The 19,124-nt window shown below is 57.3% G+C and carries 16 protein-coding genes; 4 read left to right on the top strand and 12 right to left on the bottom strand.

Annotation, left to right across the window (positions count from 1 at the left end):
- Positions 1-338: 338 nt before the first annotated feature.
- From WEB54_RS12955 to WEB54_RS12915, 9 genes are all read right to left on the bottom strand, one after another.
- Entirely contained in the window at positions 339-1,271 is a 933-nt protein-coding gene (locus WEB54_RS12955; RefSeq protein WP_368056062.1) for an SPFH domain-containing protein, read from the bottom strand.
- A gap of 29 nt (positions 1,272-1,300) precedes the next feature.
- Entirely contained in the window at positions 1,301-1,771 is a 471-nt protein-coding gene (locus WEB54_RS12950; protein ID WP_368056060.1) for an NfeD family protein, read from the bottom strand.
- A gap of 286 nt (positions 1,772-2,057) precedes the next feature.
- Entirely contained in the window at positions 2,058-2,942 is an 885-nt protein-coding gene (locus WEB54_RS12945; protein ID WP_368055824.1) for a hypothetical protein, read from the bottom strand.
- A complete protein-coding gene (locus WEB54_RS12940; protein WP_368055826.1) occupies positions 2,939-3,631 on the bottom strand; it encodes an iron-containing redox enzyme family protein in 693 nt (230 codons plus the stop codon). Before WEB54_RS12940 ends, WEB54_RS12945 begins: the two co-directional genes overlap by 4 nt.
- 174 nt (positions 3,632-3,805) lie before the next feature.
- Positions 3,806-4,918: a 3-oxoacyl-[acyl-carrier-protein] synthase III C-terminal domain-containing protein gene (locus tag WEB54_RS12935; RefSeq protein ID WP_368055828.1), complete on the bottom strand. Its 1,113-nt coding sequence runs from the start codon at positions 4,916-4,918 to the stop codon at positions 3,806-3,808.
- 137 nt (positions 4,919-5,055) lie between these two features.
- On the bottom strand, positions 5,056-5,532 hold the full coding sequence (gene greA / locus WEB54_RS12930; RefSeq protein ID WP_368055830.1) for a transcription elongation factor GreA: 477 nt from the start codon (positions 5,530-5,532) through the stop codon (positions 5,056-5,058).
- Between the two features lie 160 nt (positions 5,533-5,692).
- On the bottom strand, positions 5,693-8,920 hold the full coding sequence (gene carB, locus WEB54_RS12925) for a carbamoyl-phosphate synthase large subunit (RefSeq protein WP_368055832.1): 3,228 nt from the start codon (positions 8,918-8,920) through the stop codon (positions 5,693-5,695).
- Between the two features lie 71 nt (positions 8,921-8,991).
- Positions 8,992-10,128, bottom strand: coding sequence for a glutamine-hydrolyzing carbamoyl-phosphate synthase small subunit (gene carA, locus WEB54_RS12920; protein ID WP_368055834.1), 1,137 nt, complete (start codon positions 10,126-10,128; stop codon positions 8,992-8,994).
- A gap of 376 nt (positions 10,129-10,504) precedes the next feature.
- Positions 10,505-11,497, bottom strand: a complete 993-nt coding sequence (locus tag WEB54_RS12915; RefSeq protein ID WP_368056058.1) for a hypothetical protein — start codon at positions 11,495-11,497, stop codon at positions 10,505-10,507.
- Between the two features lie 208 nt (positions 11,498-11,705).
- On the opposite strand from WEB54_RS12915, the gene WEB54_RS12910 reads away from it, so the two are divergent.
- The 4 genes from WEB54_RS12910 (at position 11,706) to WEB54_RS12895 (ending at position 16,530) form a co-directional block, all read left to right on the top strand.
- Complete coding sequence (locus WEB54_RS12910) at positions 11,706-12,461, top strand: helix-turn-helix domain-containing protein (RefSeq protein ID WP_368055838.1); 756 nt, start codon at positions 11,706-11,708, stop codon at positions 12,459-12,461.
- Positions 12,462-12,584: 123 nt separating this feature from the next.
- On the top strand, positions 12,585-13,307 hold the full coding sequence (locus WEB54_RS12905; protein WP_368055840.1) for a ComF family protein: 723 nt from the start codon (positions 12,585-12,587) through the stop codon (positions 13,305-13,307).
- 73 nt (positions 13,308-13,380) lie between these two features.
- On the top strand, positions 13,381-14,352 hold the full coding sequence (locus WEB54_RS12900) for a serine/threonine protein kinase (RefSeq protein ID WP_368055842.1): 972 nt from the start codon (positions 13,381-13,383) through the stop codon (positions 14,350-14,352).
- Positions 14,353-14,742: 390 nt separating this feature from the next.
- Positions 14,743-16,530, top strand: a complete 1,788-nt coding sequence (locus WEB54_RS12895) for a hypothetical protein (RefSeq protein ID WP_368055844.1) — start codon at positions 14,743-14,745, stop codon at positions 16,528-16,530.
- Between the two features lie 315 nt (positions 16,531-16,845).
- Here WEB54_RS12895 and nusB read toward each other — a convergent pair whose 3' ends face one another.
- From nusB to ribBA, 3 genes are all read right to left on the bottom strand, one after another.
- A complete protein-coding gene (gene nusB / locus WEB54_RS12890; RefSeq protein ID WP_368056055.1) occupies positions 16,846-17,301 on the bottom strand; it encodes a transcription antitermination factor NusB in 456 nt (151 codons plus the stop codon).
- 3 nt (positions 17,302-17,304) lie between these two features.
- Complete coding sequence (ribE, locus tag WEB54_RS12885; protein WP_368053616.1) at positions 17,305-17,793, bottom strand: 6,7-dimethyl-8-ribityllumazine synthase; 489 nt, start codon at positions 17,791-17,793, stop codon at positions 17,305-17,307.
- Between the two features lie 74 nt (positions 17,794-17,867).
- Positions 17,868-19,001 (bottom strand): bifunctional 3,4-dihydroxy-2-butanone-4-phosphate synthase/GTP cyclohydrolase II, encoded by a 1,134-nt coding sequence (gene ribBA, locus WEB54_RS12880; RefSeq protein WP_368053628.1) that lies wholly within the window; start codon positions 18,999-19,001, stop codon positions 17,868-17,870.
- Positions 19,002-19,124: the final 123 nt, after the last annotated feature.

Genomic DNA, 19,124 nt, shown 5'->3' with positions numbered 1-19,124 from the left:
TTCAAATTGGCTGCAATGCCTTGAGCCCGCGACGGATGACAGGGTTGCTCTTGCAGGGGCGCCGTGAATACATCCATGTAGGCTTAACTTCGGCATCCATGCCTCAGATACCCCCGCAAGAGCAACCCTGCCACCCGTCGCTATACCTTCCAATTGCCTAGGCCTGCTACAAAAGAAAGGAACCTGGTAGCAGCAACCACCGAATCAAGTGGTGGCTGCCGGGTAGGTGTATCCGGGGTAGTCCGCAACATGGATGTTGCGGTCTAGGCCCCATGGACGGGTTCACGCCGACCCCGGATACACCTACCCGGTGGCCACCACGAACTCCCGGTAAGGACTCAACCTTTCCCGTGTTTGAGTACTTCGGCCAGGCCAGCTACGGCACCGCCGACGTTTGACAGTTCGGCCGGTAGGATCAGGGTGTTGTTGGTTTTGGCGAGGTTGCCGAATTCTTTGACGTACTGTTCGGCGATGCGCAGGCTGACGGCATCTTTGCCGCCTGGTGTCTGAATGGCTTCGGCGATTTTGCGCAAGCCTTCGGCAGTGGCGATGGCGATCAGCTGAATTTCTTCGGCGCGACCTTCTGCTTCGTTAATCTGCTTGAGCTTTTCACCTTCAGACAGGTTGATCACTTCCTGTTTCTGACCTTCGGAGACGTTGATCATCGCCTGGCGTTCACCTTCCGACTTGGCAATGGCCGCACGACGTTCGCGCTCGGCGCGCATTTGCTGCTCAAGTGCATCTTTAATGCTGTTGGGCAATTCAATGTCGGAGACTTCGTAACGCAATACCTTGATGCCCCAGGGCGTGGCGGCCTCGTCGAGAGCCCGAACGACTTCTTCGTTGATTTTGGCGCGTTCTTCAAAGGTCTTGTCGAGATCCGTCTGGCCGATCACCGAGCGCATCGTGGTTTGCGCCAACTGACTCGCCGCATTGCGATAATTATCAACACCGTAACTGGCTTTATTCGCATCGATAACCTGAATGTACATAACGCCGTCAATGCCCACCTGAATGTTGTCTTTGGTGATACAGGCTTGCTGTGCTACGTCGATCACTTCTTCTTTCAGCGTGTGGGTATAAGCGACCTTGTCGATGAACGGAATCAGCAGGTGAAAGCCGGAATCCAACGTGCGTGAATATTTACCCAGCCGCTCGACCACGAAATTACTTTTCTGCGGCACAATCCGGGCGGTCTTGAAAATAACAATGATCACGGCCAGCGCAATACCGCCCGCTAACCAAGTGCCAAAATCTGCAAAAAGATCCATCTGCTTTTCCTTATTAATTGTGAAGTGCGTTAGCGTTCAATGGGGTCGGGTGAGCTTGGAGATTTATGCCGGGCAACCGTGAGTCGTATGCCTTCATTGGCGACAACCCAGGCCACCTCACCGGCGCGCAATTCATCGTCCGACAGGGCATCCCAGGCGACACCATTAAGGATCACACGGCCTGCACCCTGATCGAAATCCTCTTCCACCGTCACCCGCTCGCCCAGCTCCTGCTGGAAACTGTTTTGCGACGAGCCGCGATCAGCGGTTGACCCGTGAAACCATTGTTTCAGTTGCTTGCGAGCAAGCACCAGACTCAGCACTGTCGCCATACTGAACGTCAGCAGTTGCATCAGGACCGACGAGATCAGGCCCAGTTGCAACAGCAGACCGGTGACGATGGCACCGATCCCGATAAATACCGCCACGATGCTGGTGGCAATCAGTTCCGTCAATATCAGTACGATGCCGGCGATAATCCAGACGAGGGCGGCACTCATGATGTTCTCCTGTTGATTACAGACCCGGGTCTGGTCTACTGCCAGTCTACCCCATCGCTCCGGTCGCGGTCATGCCTGATTGGCCCGGGAACACCAGACTGCTCAGTGCATCACAGGATGCGGCGCCAAGGTGATGGTTTATTGATCCGTTGTTAAGCGCAAGCGAGGCAACGTTGGACGCTCTGAAAGGTACGACCTTGGAGTCAAAACAGGCAGACGCTGTACTGGCGCTGGTGCATACCTGTCTTAATCATTTTGAACTACTGCAGGAGGACGCAGCGCCTCGTTAATCAGCCGCCGCCAACTGCGCCCGCTTCATCTGGCGCAAATAAGCATGCATCAGTTCAGCATCCAGCCCGTGCAGCATCAACCGAAACCCGGAGTGCAGGGTGATCACCGGCACCATCGGATGGCGATTGTTGACCAGACCGACCGGCAACGGATCATTCAGCAGGCGACTCAGATAGATGGCGATGGTCTCATCCAATTGCAGCGAATTGGCGGCGCGCCAGAAATCGTGATCGGTCAGCATCAGTGAATACATCGGCACATAGGACTCAATGGCAGTTTGCAGATCGATTACGTTAAAGCGACCTTGATTGCCCGGGTCAAGTTCGAACTCGCCATCGGTGATGGAATCGAAGTTCAACTGCGCGGGCGCCTCCAGTGACCGGCCCTCGGCTTTAAGCGTGGTGTTCAGTTCCAGCAAAAAATTGTAGATGTTCAGGTCGTGCACCAGAAAGGCGTCTTCTTTTAGATCGGCCAGGGTGCGAGGGCGCAGGGGCTGCGTCGAAGTGATACTCACACCGGCGTTGTCGGCGATAAACCGCAGTATTTCGGTGCCGATGTGGAAATGGCGCAGAATCAGGTAATTGCTGTCGCGCCGTACGAAGTGCTTCAGGCCCCAGTAGATGGTTCGGTGCAAAGCCCTTGGCCAGGCCCAGCGGTTCGGCAATACCATACGCACCAGCTTGACCAGAATGATGCTCAGCCGGGCGAGGGGTCGGATCAGTGGCAACAAATAGCGGCGAGACCTGGAATTATAGCCGCGCAGCAGCGCTCGTTTGGCCGGCTCGTGCAGGTCAAGGCTTTGGTCCAGATACAACGCCAGCCAGGGGTTCGGGTCCTGCGGGTCTATGCGCTGATGTTCGAAATCCAGGTCCCAGTTCATCCGTAATGCCCCACTTCTTCCAGTTGCAACAGATACAGACGGGCGGTGACCGCTGCGGTTTCGACCAGGGTGTCGGCCATGTCCGGTATTTCGAGCACACCGCTGCCCAGCAAGGCTTCCAGCTCGGCCAGATGGTCCGGGTCGTGATCGGCGTGGTAGCGATAGAATCCGGTCTGGGCTTCCGTCAGCGACAGGTTTGCCGTCACCGCTTCGGCGAAGGAGCGGGCGAACCACTGGCCCAGCCCTTCAATGATGAACATGGCACCGAGCAGGTCAAAGGGGTTGGGCTGGCTGGCGCGATGATACATCCAGGCCGACAACGCCATCGAGCCCAGGTTCTTGCGGGCATCGACCAGTTCGTTCAGGTCTCCCTCACAGGCGGCAAAATCCCGGACCAGCATTTCATAGTCGCGGTGCTCGGTGACCGCATGGCGCAGAAACAGGGAGCGCTGCTCCAGATAAGGCCGACTTACCGACGAGGCGGCCCGGCTGATCCAGCCACTGCCCTCAATTACCTGAGCGTAGTGGTCTTTGAGCAGGGTGCGATAATCGGCCAAACGGATACGGCCGGCATGGGCATCGGCGATGATGGGGACGGCGCGCAACCGGCTCTCAAATTCACTCCAGATGCGGGTCAGCCGACGCATAACGTGCTGTACATCCGTGCCACTGCAAATAGCACTGTTCATACCGATATCTCCTGTTAGTGGTTCATGCGTGAAGTTCGGGTACTAAGGAGCACAGCCAGAATGTGCAGGGCGAGGCGGCGAACCGCCGGAATAGCAGCGCTATTTCAAGGTTCAACAACGAAGCACTGCGCGTTCTGGCGACGCGAACAGTACCCGAACTTTGCGCAGGGACCACTAGACTACCGTCAAATGCATAAAAGCCGCCAACGCCCGGCCGCTTTCCGGCACAAAGCATAGCAGGCGTTGCCCGGGCTGCGGGTCGGCCCGCTCCATCCAGTCGTTCAGCATGACAAACAAAGACGCTGACCCGGTATTGCCCCGCTCGCTCAGGGTATTGAACCAGCGCTCTTGCGGAATCATGGCGCCGGTCGCCTGCAACAGGCGTTGCATTTCATGGCCCAGGGATTCTGCCGAATAGTGCGGCAAAAATACGTCGATGTCGGCTGGGTTCAGTCTGCGGGCGTCGAGCAGCTCCAGATAGTAGCCGATCCAGACCGGAAACAGCTCATAAAGCAACTTGAAATCCTGCTTCAGGGCTATGGCTCCGGCCTGGTGCGCTTCGCTCGGCGACGCATAAACACTCCAGGGCATGGCGTCAGCGCTGTTGGTAGTGGCCCCGGCGTACATGCAGTTGGGAAAACGATCGGCGAAGGAGCGTTGTTCCATCCAGTCGATGCGCAAATTGCGACGCCCGGCTACCGGTTCGGGTTCAACAATCACCGCTCCGCCACCGTCGGACAGGGTATAACGCAGAAACTCGATGCCCGGATCCGGATTGTCCCGGTAGGAATCGGCATAAAAAGAGGGTTGGAACCAGCGGCTGGAATACTCGCTACCGCTGACTGCGGCGGCATCTGACTGACTGGTCTGTACCGCCATCATTGCGGTTTTAAGCGCCATCAGACTGCTGGCGCAGACCGACTGAAAGGAGGCTATTTCCAGGTTGGCGATGCCCAGCCCAGCCTGCACGGCACTGGCGAACCCCGGAACCAGCAAGTCGCCCTGGGTGGTGCCGGTACAGAGCAGATCGAGCCGGTTATCCCGGCATCGGGCCGAGCCCAGCGCCGCGCGAATAGCCGCGGTGGCCAATTGAGCATTGGTGTGAGTCGTTCGCCCGTCGGCCGCGCGCGCATAATGCCGCTGTTGTATTCCGTTGTGGCGCAAGGTTGCCCGGCCCAGCCGACTGTGCGCCGGGCTTAGGGTGCCAATGTAGGCTTCCATGTCGGCATTGCTGACGGCGGTTCCGGGCAGGCAAACGCCGGTCCCGGTGATGTAGGCGCTTCGCATCCCTGACGTACTCCTTTGTCACTGGAAAAGAACCAATTTGGATAGTATTACTATACCATTTTGTCTGATCGCCTGATAAAGAGTGATTTTAAGAATACTATTGTGCCCAAAAGACCCAGCCAGCTGCCCAGCCCCGTTCAGGCATGCTGAACCTGCTCGATTTCGTATTCAACATCGCCACCCGGCGTTTTCACCACGACAACATCACCTTCCTCTTTGCCGATTAGGGCACGGGCAATGGGGGACGTAACCGATATCTTGTTAACTTTAACGTTGGCTTCGTCTTCCCCTACGATTTTGTAGATCACGCCTTTATCGGTATCGAGGTTCAACAGGGTCACGGTGGTACCGAAAATGACCTTGCCGCTGTGCGGAATGTCATGAATATTAATCACCTGGGCATTACCCAGCTTCATCTCAATTTCCTGAATACGGCCTTCGATAAACCCTTGCTGCTCACGCGCCGCATGATATTCGGCATTCTCTTTCAAATCGCCATGCTCACGCGCTTCGGCAATGGCCTTGATCACACGCGGCCGCTGATTCGTTTTTAGATCACGCAGCTCATTTTGCAGAGCCAGTTCGCCCTCGAGAGTCATTGGATAGCGTTGCATACAGTTACCCTGCCTGGTAGACCGGCACGTCTGGCCGGTACAATAAATTCGTGCGGACACCCCGTACCGGGCTGCCCCCTTCTTTATAAACTCAATAAAAAAGTATACTGAATAAAAAAAGGGCGCCGTTAAGCACCCTTCTTTACCGCCAACTCGCCGGTCAGGCGGTTGACGTCTGGGTGGCGTGCAAATCCTGCAGCCGACGGACCGGTGTATTCCCGGCAAGGCGCATGGCCATCACTGACGCTTCGGCCCCTGCCAACGTCGTAGTGTAATAAACCTTGTGCTGCAATGCACTACGACGAATTTCGGAACTGTCGATGATCGACTGACGCCCTTCGGTGGTGTTGATCATAAACACCACTTCGTGGTTTTTGATCATATCCACCAGGTGTGGCCGACCTTCCTTGACCTTGTTCACAACCGAGACACTGACCCCCTGCTCTGTCAGGTACTTCGCCGTCCCTTCCGTTGCGCGGACATCGAAGCCAAGTTCGTCCAGTGAGCGTGCCACACCAAGAATGGCCTTCTTGTCGCGGTCTTTGACCGAGATGATTACGATGCCTTTCTGCGGCAAGGTAATACCCGCACCCAACACTGCCTTGGCGAAGGCCTCGGCAAAGGTATCACCGGTGCCCATCACCTCGCCGGTGGATTTCATTTCCGGGCTGAGGATCGGGTCGACACCCGGGAACTTGTTGAACGGCAGCACCGCTTCCTTGACCGAGTAGTAATTCGGGATGATCTCGGTGGTGAAACCAATCTCGGCCAGGGTCTTACCGGTCATCACCTGAGCAGCCACCTTGGCCAGCGAAACGCCGATCGCCTTGGAGACAAAAGGCACTGTCCGCGAGGCACGCGGGTTCACTTCAATGATGTACAGCTGTTCATCCTGCCACGCCATCTGCACGTTCATTAAGCCAATGACGTTCAGTTCCAGCGCCATGTCGGTGATCTGCCGGTGAATCAGATCCAGGGCTTTCTCGGGCAGACTGTAAGGCGGCAATGAGCAGGCGGAGTCACCGGAGTGTACCCCGGCCTGTTCAATATGCTGCATGATGCCGCCAATCACTACCTGCTGGCCGTCGCTGACCGCGTCGATATCGATCTCGATCGCCGAATCAAGGAAGTGGTCGAGCAGTACCGGCGAGTCGTTGGAGACCTTCACCGCATCGCGCATGTAGCGCTCAAGCTCGGCTTCCTCGTAGACGATTTCCATCGCCCGGCCACCGAGAACATAAGACGGCCGCACCACCAGCGGGTAACCAATGCGACGGGCAATGGTCAGTGCCTGTTCCAGGCTGCGTGCGGTGCCGTTCTCTGGCTGCAACAGGTTCAGTTTTTCGATCATCACCTGGAAACGTTCGCGGTCTTCCGCCCGGTCGATCGCATCCGGCGAGGTGCCGATGATGGGTGCACCAGCGGCTTCGAGTTCACGCGCCAGTTTCAGAGGGGTCTGACCACCGAACTGAACAATAACGCCTTTGGGTTTTTCGAGATCAATGATCTCCAGCACGTCTTCCAGTGTGACCGGCTCGAAATACAAGCGGTCTGAGGTGTCATAATCAGTCGACACGGTTTCCGGATTGCAGTTGACCATGATGGTCTCAAAGCCGTCTTCACGCGCCGCCAGTGCGGCATGCACGCAGCAGTAGTCAAACTCAATACCCTGACCAATCCGGTTCGGACCACCGCCGATGACCATGATTTTTTCACGATCACTCGGCGCGGCTTCGCATTCCTCGTCGTAACTGGAATACATATAGGCGGTGCTGGAGGCAAACTCGGCGGCACAGGTATCCACCCGCTTGTAAACCGGACGAACACCCTGAGCCCAGCGCTTTTTGCGCAGTTCTTTCTCGCTGACGCCCATCAGGAAGGCCAGCCGCTCATCGGAGAAACCCTTGCGCTTGAGGCGACGCATGGCATCGGCACCCAGGTCTTTCATGCCGGATTCCTGCAGGGTTTTTTCTTCGTTGATCAGATCTTCGATCTGCACCAGGTACCAGGGGTCGATCCCGGTCAGGCGGTGGACTTCCTCGACGCTGAAGTCGGCCCGGAACGCATCGCCGATGTACCAGATGCGCTCGGCGCCGGGTTCTTTCAGTTCGCGCACGATGATGTCGTTGGCTTCGTCGGTGTTCAGATCGACCTTGCTGTCGAAACCGGCAGCGCTGACTTCCAAACCGCGCAAGGCTTTTTGAACCGACTCCTGAAAGTTACGGCCAATGGCCATGACTTCACCAACCGATTTCATCTGGGTGGTCAGGCGATCGTTGGCTTGCGGAAATTTCTCGAACGCAAAGCGTGGAATCTTGGTGACCACATAATCGATGCTCGGCTCGAACGAGGCCGGAGTAACACCGCCGGTGATGTCGTTCTGCAGTTCATCAAGGGTGTAACCCACCGCCAACTTGGCGGCGATCTTGGCAATCGGAAAGCCAGTCGCCTTCGACGCCAGCGCCGAAGAGCGACTTACCCGCGGGTTCATTTCAATGACCACCATGCGACCGTTTTCCGGGTTGATGCCAAACTGGACGTTGGAGCCACCGGTTTCAACACCAATCTCACGCAACACCGCCAGCGAGGCGTCACGCATGATTTGATATTCCTTGTCGGTCAGCGTCTGAGCCGGGGCAACGGTAATGGAGTCGCCGGTGTGCACGCCCAGAGCATCAAAGTTTTCGATGGTACAAACAATAATGCAGTTATCCGCTTTGTCGCGCACCACTTCCGTTTCGTATTCTTTCCAGCCGATCAGGCTTTCATCGATCAGCAGTTCACGGGTCGGTGACAGGTCCAGCCCGCGTTCGCAGATTTCTGCAAATTCTTCCCGGTTGTAGGCAATGCCACCGCCGGAGCCACCCATGGTGAAGCTGGGGCGAATGATGCACGGCAGGCCAATGTCTTCGAGTATTACCCAGGCCTGTTCGATCGACCGGGCAATACCATGGCGCGGGGTTTCCAGGCCAATGGCTTTCATGGCGTCGTCGAACCGCTCGCGGTCTTCGGCTTTGTCGATGGTATCGGCGTTGGCACCGATCATCTGCACCCCGAATTTTTCCAGTACGCCTTCACGTTCCAGATCCAGTGCGCAGTTCAATGCGGTCTGGCCGCCCATGGTCGGCAACACTGCATCGGGACGTTCTTTCTCGATAATTTTAGCGACTTCGCTCCACACCACCGGTTCAATGTAGGTGGCATCGGCCATGGCCGGGTCGGTCATGATGGTGGCCGGGTTGGAGTTTACCAGAATGACGCGGTAGCCCTCTTCACGCAGGGCCTTGCAGGCCTGGGCTCCGGAGTAATCAAATTCGCAGGCCTGGCCGATTACAATAGGGCCAGCGCCGAGGATCAGTATGCTTTTGATATCAGTACGTTTTGGCATGATTCGCTTCGCTCATAGCAGATGGCTGGACGGAATACGGGAGACGTTTACAGGCGTCTGGCGTGAACCGTTCATCGGCGATCCGCTTGCATCAGTTCGATGAAGTGATCAAACAAAGGGGCGCAATCGCGCGGACCCGGACTCGCCTCCGGGTGCCCCTGGAAACTGAAAGCGGCCTTGTCAGTGCGGTGCACGCCCTGCAGTGAGCCGTCGAACAGAGAACGGTGCGTAGCCACCAGGTTGGCGGGCAGGGTGTCACCATCGATTGCAAAGCCATGGTTCTGGCTGGTAATCATTACGGTGTTGTCTGCCATCACTTCCACCGGGTGGTTGGCACCGTGGTGACCGAATTTCATTTTCAGCGTTTTGGCGCCACTGGCCAGGCCCAGCAACTGGTGGCCCAGGCAAATACCGAAGACCGGAATATCGGTCTCCAGCAATTCGCGTATGGCTTCAATGGCGTAGTCACAGGGTTCCGGATCGCCCGGGCCATTGGATAGGAACACGCCGTCGGGCTTGAGCGCCAATACATCGGCGGCCGGTGTTTGTGCCGGCACCACGGTCAGGCGACAGCCACGGTCGACCAGCATGCGCAGAATGTTGCGCTTTACACCGTAATCGTAGGCAACCACATGCAGCGGCAATTCTTCATCACCACGTACCTGGTGACCGTCATTCAATGACCAGCTGGTTTCGCGCCACTGATAGGCGGTGTCGGTGGTGACTTCTTTGGCCAAGTCCATGCCTTTGAGTCCGGCAAAACCCCGGGCCAGTTCCAGCGCCCGCGCTTCGTCGAGGTTCTCGCCCGCCATGATGCAACCACTTTGCGCACCTTTTTCCCGCAATAAGCGTGTCAGGCGGCGGGTGTCGATATCGGCGATGGCAACCACATTGTTGTCGATCAAGTAGCCCTGCAATGACTGCTCGCTGCGGAAATTACTGTGCAGCAACGGCAAATCACGAATAATCAGACCAGCGGCCCAGACATGTTCCGATTCTTCATCTTCGGAATTGGTACCGGTATTCCCGATGTGCGGGTAAGTGAGGGTAACGATTTGGCGGGCATAGGAGGGGTCTGTCAGAATTTCCTGGTAACCGGTCATGGCGGTATTGAACACCACCTCACCGATCGATTCTCCCGGGGCGCCAATGCTGACCCCCCGAAACAGACTGCCGTCAGCTAGTGCGAGTATGGCTGGCGTACTCAAAGATCCGTTCCTCTATCTTGCAGTGCGAGTGGGCAATGACTGGAAAGTCACTGGCAAGGCGCGGCATGGACATTTACGGATACTGACCGTTAAAACTGACCAGTCAGACAGTTCTCCCAACCCCTTTCGCAAAAAAGCGAGATGAAGAAACCCCCATCTCGCCCATCATTCACTTTTGCGTTGTCGTTCCGAATTGGTTAGCTGCTGTTGCTGGCTCAGGTAACGATCGTTGTTCGCAAACGTCGTGCAAAACCATCTGGGTGCCGCGCCCAAATTTCGGGGATTTTACCGAATATGCACGGCCGGTGTCCAGGCAATTGACAACCTTAACCTCAATCACTGGCTCGACCCGGAACATGAACAGGTCAGATATCACCTAATCGAAATAATTCACCATGCGTTCCCGCACCGAACGTGATCCGCCCAGTTCATCCTGTTGCAAGATGGCATCGGCCAGACGTCCCAGCGGTTGCAGGCCCATGGCCACGATGACGATGTAAGGCCACGCCCAAGGCCCATACAGCAGGCCCAGCTGTGTCCAGATCAGCGCATGATTGACCAGGTACAAGGGGCCCAACCAGGCGATCTGCCGTTCTATGCGCCATTGCTGGGCGCTGTGACTGACGCCGTAAGCCACCAGCAAGGGCACCGCATTAAACAGCGCCGAGATCAGCGCTCCGGGCAACCAGAGCCAGGCCAAAGGCTTCGGCCAGCGCCAGCGCCGCTGCGCCCGTACCTCGTGCCAGGACAACAACAGACTGGACGGCACCCGACCAGACTGGGATATCAGCGGCCATTGCGGCAGTGTCTGATAGCCTTTGATCGACCAGGCCAGTTTCTGCAGGCGTTGCAACTCTTTCAGAATGTGCAGCGGCTCGACCACCATATCGATGACGCCGGGACGCCAAATCCAGTGAATAGGGCTGCCAAGGGTGTGACGAAAATCGTAGTTAAAGGTCAACACCTGTACCCGCAGATGACGGTGGTGGTTGTGCAAGCCACGCAACAGACGCTGTATCTGTTCGATCTCTTCGGACGACTCGCCGTTGATCGACATGACCAGACACCGTCCTGAATTTAGAAAAGCCGCCAGCTGCTCCTCCAGAATGCCCCCGTTTGCTCGCGCGCTTCGGCCCGCTGTACGCCGCCAACGGCCCCAGCCATTGGAAGTCCGCTCACCTTCAACAAACAACGGAGGACGTTTCAGCCGCGACCAGAACAACCAGCCATCGGCCGGGCTCACACTGCGCGGCATTATGATTACATCAATATCAGTCGTACGGGGATCACTGCCATGCACATGAACCGGGCCCAGCAAGGCGCGACTGAACAGCCGCCCCAGCCCTGTCATTATCTTGAGTTTTAGCATGGGTTACTCCCTGAAACCTGACGGTCGCTCACGTTCAGCATCACCTGGCGGTGCCGTGTTGCGAATCGGCCCTTTACATCGCCACAGGCCTTTATACCGGTGCAGGTTGCCATAGTAGGCGCTCTGGGGGTAACCACAAGCACTGTACATGAAGTTGAAAGATGTGCGACCATTAGTAGCATATTGCGCTACCTTCACCAAGGACATCATGTCTCAGACTGTACAGCTCATCGACACCCTGAAAAAACTCCTGCGTGAGCGAAAGATCACCTACGCCGAGGTTGCCGAGAAGCTCAAGCTCAGCGAAGCCAACGTCAAACGCATGTTTTCCAAACGCCACTTTACGTTGAATCGTCTGGAAGAGATTTGCGACATGGCCGGGGCCGATCTGGGGTATCTGATGGCACGGATGCATGAGGGCACCATGGTGTTGGATGAGCTCAGCGAAGACGATGAGCGTGAACTGGTGTCCGACCCCAAGTTACTGCTGGTTGCCCAATTGCTGGTCAACCGCTGGGAATACGAAGATATTACCTCAACCTACCTGATTAACGAATTCGAGGCGACTCGCCTGCTGGCCCGGCTGGACCGGCTCGGCATTATCGAATTACTGCCGGGTAACCGGGTTAAAACCAAGCTGTCACGTGATTTTCGCTGGATCCACAACGGACCGGTTTATCGTTTTTTCGAGCAAAACGTGGCTCGCGATTTTTTCAATTGCAAATTTGACCCAAAAGCCGGGGAACTGCTGGTGTTTGTCGCTGGTATGCTGACGCGGCAGTCAAACATGCACCTGCAAAACAGCATTCGCAGGCTAGCCCGAGAGTTTGACGAACTGAGCAAGGAAGACGGTAAGTTACCGCTGGAAGAGACCTTCGGCACTGGCATGGTGCTGGCGATGCGGCCCTGGGAACTGAGTATCTTTGCCGAGATGCGGCGTGGACCCAACCTGAAGAAATTCTGACCTGCAGCTGCCGTCACACCATAAAATTGAGCACAATGATCTCTATATTGCCGATACCATCACAGCCTCGCCATAATTTGCCGGGCGGAAATACAGATACCGGAGGTCAGGGAGCACCCCGGAATGCCAGGGATCAACTTAAAAAGCCCATCGCTAGGCGTCGCCGTTAACCAGTTACTGGAACAGGTTATAGACAGCCTGTGTCCACTGTGTGAACAACGCTCGGTAAACAGCCATCTGTGCGAGGTGTGTGCAGGCTGGTTACAGCCCTTGCCAGACCCCTGCCCGAGCTGCGCAGCCCCTCATACGCTCAATACACAGTGTGGCCGGTGTCAGCAGCGCCCACCACCCTGGCAATCAGCAACCGTCGGCTGGGTGCTTGAAGGTGCAACCCGATTTTTGATTCACCGCATGAAATACCATCGGGACTTTGCCAGCGCACGGGCACTGGCCCGGCAGTGGTGGCAGCATCAGGCGATGCACCAGCCATCGGTTGACGCCCTGGTACCGGTGCCCCTGCATCGATCCAAGGCCCGCAAACGGGGTTTTAATCAGGCAGAGTGGCTCGCTGACCACTGGGCCCGTCAGGCCGGATTGCCGGTCTGGACCGGTCTGATCAAACAGCACCCAACACCACCGCTAGAAGGTCTTAACCGGGTACAACGCCGTCAAGCACTGAAAGGGGTCTTCCTCATACAACAGCCACCCCCGAAACGCGTTGCCATTGTCGACGATGTGTTAACTACCGGGGCCACCGCCGCCGAACTGACCCGAACGCTGAAACGTGCTGGAGTGCAACAGATCGAGCTGTGGACGCTCGCCCGGACCCCACTCGGAAATCTTTAGCAGGTCGCCAGGAGAACAATGACAGGCGCCGTAAATGCACTACAATGGGCCCTCTCTTTTTTCAGGGTTTCCCATGTCTACCTCTGCACACCCGTTCGACAGCCTCAGTCAGGATCGCATCATCGACTGGATGGAATCACTCGGGACCCTGTCCGACTACCGCATATACCCCCTCAACAGCTATGAAAACCGGGTCTACCGGGTGGGCATTGAAGATGCCTCGCCAGTGGTTTTGAAAGCGTACCGGCCGGGACGCTGGAGTGAGGCGCAAATTCGCGAAGAACTGACTTTTACCGAACAATTGTTCGAGGCGGAAATCCCGGTGGTACCAGCGATGACGCTGGGCGACGACATCCTTCATCTGCGCGATGGCTTCTGGTTTGCCTGTTTCGACATGCGCGCTGGCCATGCCTTCGAACTCGACAACCCGGACCAGATGTACCGCATTGGCCAGCACCTGGCCCGGTTGCATAACGTCGGCGAAACGGCCGTGTTCAAACACCGGCCAAGCCTCTCGCTGACCGAGCCCATCGTTCAGGCGCAACGCTTTTTCGCCGACAGCCCCCTCTTGCCCGACGACCTGCGGGCCAACTACCTGGCAACATTGGCGCCGATTGCCGAGTTGATTCAACGTCGTTTCGAGCCGCTGTTCCGTCAGGCCACTTCAATACGCATTCACGGCGACTTCCACGCTGGCAATATCCTCAGTCGCGACGACCAACTGCTGATCGTCGATCTCGACGACACCGTGATGGGCCCCGCCGCCCAGGACATCTGGAAACTGCTGTCGGGCGATAAGCAGGAACAGGCACGTCAGATCAATGAACTGGAGGAAGGCTATGAGCAATTCCGGCCATTCCCGCGCAAGGAATTGTCGCTGCTCGAACCCCTGCGCACCGTTCACATGATTCGCCACACCCTCTGGATCGCCCAGCGCTGGGACGACCCGGCCTTCCCGCGCGCCTTCTCCTGGTTCGACAGCCAGCGCTTCTGGAGTGACCACCTGCTCGCCTTGCGGGAACAGTGGGCGTTATTACAAGAATAGGATTCTCACTTATCAAGGGAGGCACAGTACTAGCGGCGGCTACCGGTGGTGCCTCTGCGGGGGAGTCCGCAACATGGATGTTGCGGCCTAGGCTCCACGGACGGATTCACGCCGACCCCGCCGAGGTACCACCGGTAGCTGACGCGGGCCAAGGCCACTCAATTAAATTCCAAAAATGAGAACCACCGATCGAACCGGGCCAGGGTGACTGGACCCGACTTTAAAATCGCCCTATAGTGCCAAGTCTTGCCCGGCGGGATTCCGAATCGCATTGGGTCGACCGGTTTGAGCGTGTGACCAGGAAGTCAGACCCATCCCTAACCCGGCGACTGGCTTGACCGGCGTACCGACTGAACAGGCAGGTTTTCAACAACGTATGGAGACGTAAACGTGACTCACTCTGCACTTCGATTTTCCTCCGGCACTGCCCGATGGCTGCCAGCTCTTACCGCACTGGCACTGGCCAGCGGCTGCGCGACTACCGGTTCCGACCGCTTTGTGGAGGCACCGGCCCTGGTCAGCGGCGAAGGGCTGCAATCGGAACTGAATACCTCCAGCCCCTCCAACCTGAACAACGGCGCCCGCTTCTCGGCACACTGGTTTTGCGCCACGGAGGCCGAACCCCGTGCGTTTTACCGTTTTCAGGCTCCCTTTGCCGCCGAGCTGACCCTGTTTAACGAACAGGGCTGGTTGATCGACCAGGCCAGTGTAGACCCGGCCAGCAGCGACGCTATCAGCATTCTGATGGGACCGGACGCTGGCAAGTGCTCTCTACTGGTGGTCAACGGCAACGATGATGAAGCTTATGGCCCCTACCGCCTGATCGACCAGAACGTTGCCAGCCAGGCCGACACTCTGAGCCCGGACCAATCGCTGGTCGGTTCTCTGGAAACAGACAACAGCCCGGCCCGCTACCCGCTGAGCATTGACTCACCCACTCAAATCAGTTTCACACTGAACGACGCCAGCCGCTCTCTGGGCATGCATCTGAGTGGCCCTACGGTTAACGCGGAAGCCGTTGCCTGTGGCGACAGCACCCTGACACTCGATGCCTACCTCGAGCCCGGCGAATACGAACTGGTTCTGCAGCCAGGCCGCCGCCCGAGCGCAGCAATCGATGAATACGACGACTACGAAGTCGAATCGCCCCTGTGCACCGATGCTCTGGTCGATGAAGGCCGTTTCTATCAGCTAGCGACCGCCAGCACTATATTGCCCGAAGGCATTCGCAACGGCGGCGCCCTGGAAGACAATGAAACCCTGACCGGTTTGATGCTGTCTGCCGAGGGTAACCGCTACCTGCTTGAGCTCGATCACCCGTCAGAAGTGGTGGTCAGCCTCGCTTCCACCGACTTTGACACCATGCTGTCGATCACCGGTGACAATGTTCAGCTCGATAATGATGACTATGGCGACGGCACCGATTCCCAGCTCTCGTCTATTCTGATGCCTGGCCAGTATACGGTGACCGCGCTCAGCTATGAGAGTTACCCGGTAGATGGCATCTACACTCTGCAAACCCAGGTAACGCCCTTCGAAGGCGACCTGCGCAACAGCGGTGAGATCGCCCCGGGCAGCAGCCTGATCGGCATGCGTACCAACAACGACAACCGCTACACCCTGACCATTGATGAGGCCTCTGACGTCAGCATCGCGCTGAACTCCGCCAGCTTCGATACCACCCTGGCCCTGTCCGGCAATGGCCTGGACCTAAGCGACGATGATGGCGGCGGCGACACCAACTCGCTGATTACTACCATCCTGCAACCAGGCACCTACACGCTTACTGTCGGCAGCTATTCCGGCAACGGCCTGTACGATCTGACGGTCAACAGCAGTGAGGTTCAGGGCCAGATGATGAACAGTGGCGAACTGAGAGCGGGCGATATTGTCTATGGCAACCTCCAGAGCAGTAGCAGCCTGACCTACAACTTCAGTCTCGACGCGGCACGCACGGTACGCATAGAAACGGTTTCATCGGCTGTTGATACTGTGATCACTCTGGTCGGCCCCGGCTTGTCGCTGGAGAACGACGACGACGGCGGCGGCACCAACTCACGCCTGGAAGAGTTCCTGCCAGCCGGCAACTACACCCTGGACGTGCGCGGTTACAGCGGCTCGGAAAGCGGCCAGATCCGCATCGAAGTTCAAATGGATCTATCCGACGCCCAGTCCTGAGAGTAAAGATAGCTAGTGAAAAAAACCGCCTTTTGGCGGTTTTTTTTGGTTCAAGTTGACTGCATTGCCTTGAGCACGCGACGGATGACAATTAAGTCAAAAGCAACCACTCAGGCTAGTGCTGGCTGCCGGGTAGTCCTATCCGGGGAAGTCTGAGGCATGGACTAAAACGCCGGGAGCGTTTTAGCATGAGCGAAGCGAGCCCGGAGGGTGAATCCCAGGGATGGGATTCATATCCCTAAGCCTAGGCCCCAGGGACGGGTTCACGCCGACCCCGGATAGGACTACCCGGTAGCCAGCACGAACCAAAGGCACTTACTCCCGAGGAGCCCGGGAAGCGGTCACTTCGGTAGCCCGAAGCCGTTGCGACAGCTTGTCCAGTACGCCATTGACGTAGCGGTGGCCTTCGCTGGCACCAAACAGTTTCGACAGTTCCACGCCTTCGTTGATGATCACCTTGAAGGGGACATCAACGCGATGCACCAGTTCGTAGGCACCCATGCGCAGAATCGACAGCTCCACCGGTGTCATTTCCCGAACCGAGCGATCGGTGACTGATTCAATGTAGCCATCGAGTTCCGACAGCGTGAGCGGTACGCCGCGCAGCACTTCGCTGAAGTATTCCTGATCCACCTTGGCCATGTCGTGATCGGCGATGAACTCCGCTTCGATCTGATTGACCGGAGACGACGACAAATGCCACTGGTACAAAGCCTGCATGGCCAGTCGGCGTGCCTTGCGACGGGCCGCCATGTTGGGACGCTGGGTCATGCCTTAGCCCTCGATCTGCTTGAACAGATTGACCATTTCCAGTGCGACCAGTGCCGCCTCGGCGCCTTTGTTACCCGCCTTGGTACCGGCTCGCTCGATGGCCTGCTCGATTGAATCGACCGTCAGTACGCCGAACACCACCGGCATGCTAGCCGTCAGCGCCACTGAATTGAGGCCACCAGCGGCTTCACCGGCGACAAAATCGAAATGCGGTGTCCCGCCGCGAATCACCGCACCCAGAGCGATGATGGCGTTGTAGCGCTCGGTCTCGGCGAGCTTCTGGCAGACGATGGGCAGCTCATAGGCGCCTGGCGCGCGAATAACCGTCAATTGCTCATCTTTAATGCCGTGGCGTTTGAGCGCATCGAGTGCGCCATCCAGCAGGCTTTCGACCACGAAGCTGTTCCAGCGGCCGACTACGATGGCGTACTGGGCGTCGTTGGCAGAGAAATCGCCTTCCAGGGTGGTAATGTTTGAAGTCAGTGCCGTCATTGTCTGATCCTGTCTGAACGACGGGCCAGTCCGGCTCGCCGTCGGTTAATCAATAATCGTTGGGCAAACCGCCCTCAGGCTTCATCGCCCGCGGCTGGAATATACTCGACCACTTCCAGATCGAACCCTGAAATGCCGCCAAACTTGATCGGTGAACTGAGCAGGCGCATTTTGCCAACGCCCAGTTCACGCAATATTTGCGAGCCGGTACCAATAGTGGTGTAGGTTCCGTACTTGTCGACATTGGGGTTACGTGTGTTGGCGCGCTCATCGCCTTGCAACATCTTCAGTTCGGTCAGCACATCAGGTGCTTGCTGAACATCCAGCAGTACCACCACGCCAGCGCCCTCTTCAGCAACCCGGTGCATGGCTGCATCCAGTGTCCAGCCGTGGCCTCGTGCCGGATTCACGCCCAACAGATCGCGCAACGTCTGGGCGACATGCACCCGGACCAGGGTGGGATGATCGGGCTTGAACGGTCCGCCCAGCGTCAGCGCGATGTGAGTGCCGCCGCACAGGCTGTCACGGTATACCTGAACATTAAAGTCACCGGCGCGAGTACTGAGGCTACGTTGGTCAACTTTCTCGATGGTGCGCTCGTTCAGAATCCGGTAATGGATCAGGTCGGCAATGGTACCCACCTTCAGCCCATGCTCTTCAGCGAAGGCCTCCAGATCAGGACGACGGGCCATGGTGCCATCTTCTTTCATAATTTCGACAATAGCGGCCGCCGGAATCAGACCCGCCATGCGTGCCAGATCGCAGCCCGCCTCGGTATGGCCGGCCCGGCTGAGTACACCACCGGGTTGTGCACGCAATGGGAAAATGTGCCCGGGCTGAACGATATCACTGGGCTGGCTGTTCGGATCGACCGCGACTTGAATGGTGCGCGCCCGGTCTGCAGCCGAGATACCGGTGGTAACGCCTTCGGCCGCTTCGATTGAAATAGTAAAGGGGGTGCCATAGGCCGACCCATTGTCTTTTTTGACCATGGATTCCAGGCCGAGAAAATCACACCGCTCTCCGGTCAGCGTCAGGCAGATCAGCCCACGGGCTTTGCCGGCCATGAAATTAACGATCTCCGGGGTGATTTTTTCCGCCGCGACGATCAGATCGCCTTCATTTTCACGGTCTTCATCATCCATCAGGATAACCATTTTACCCTGACGAATGTCTTCAATGATGTCTTCAATGCTGTTCAGCGCCACGTTCAATCCCACTGCCGGGTCCATCGTCACCGCCGGTACTTATCGCCCGGCGTTCACAAGCCGCCATGATACCAGATGCCGGGGCAATTCGCCGCGTCAGGCTGCGTTTTCGGGTGTTTTTCC

It is taken from the genome of Saccharospirillum sp., from assembly GCF_040881935.1.
Lineage (GTDB): Bacteria > Pseudomonadota > Gammaproteobacteria > Pseudomonadales > Natronospirillaceae > Saccharospirillum.
The sequence above is the reverse complement of the archived record's forward strand: the minus strand, read 5'-3'. Positions and strand labels throughout refer to the sequence as shown.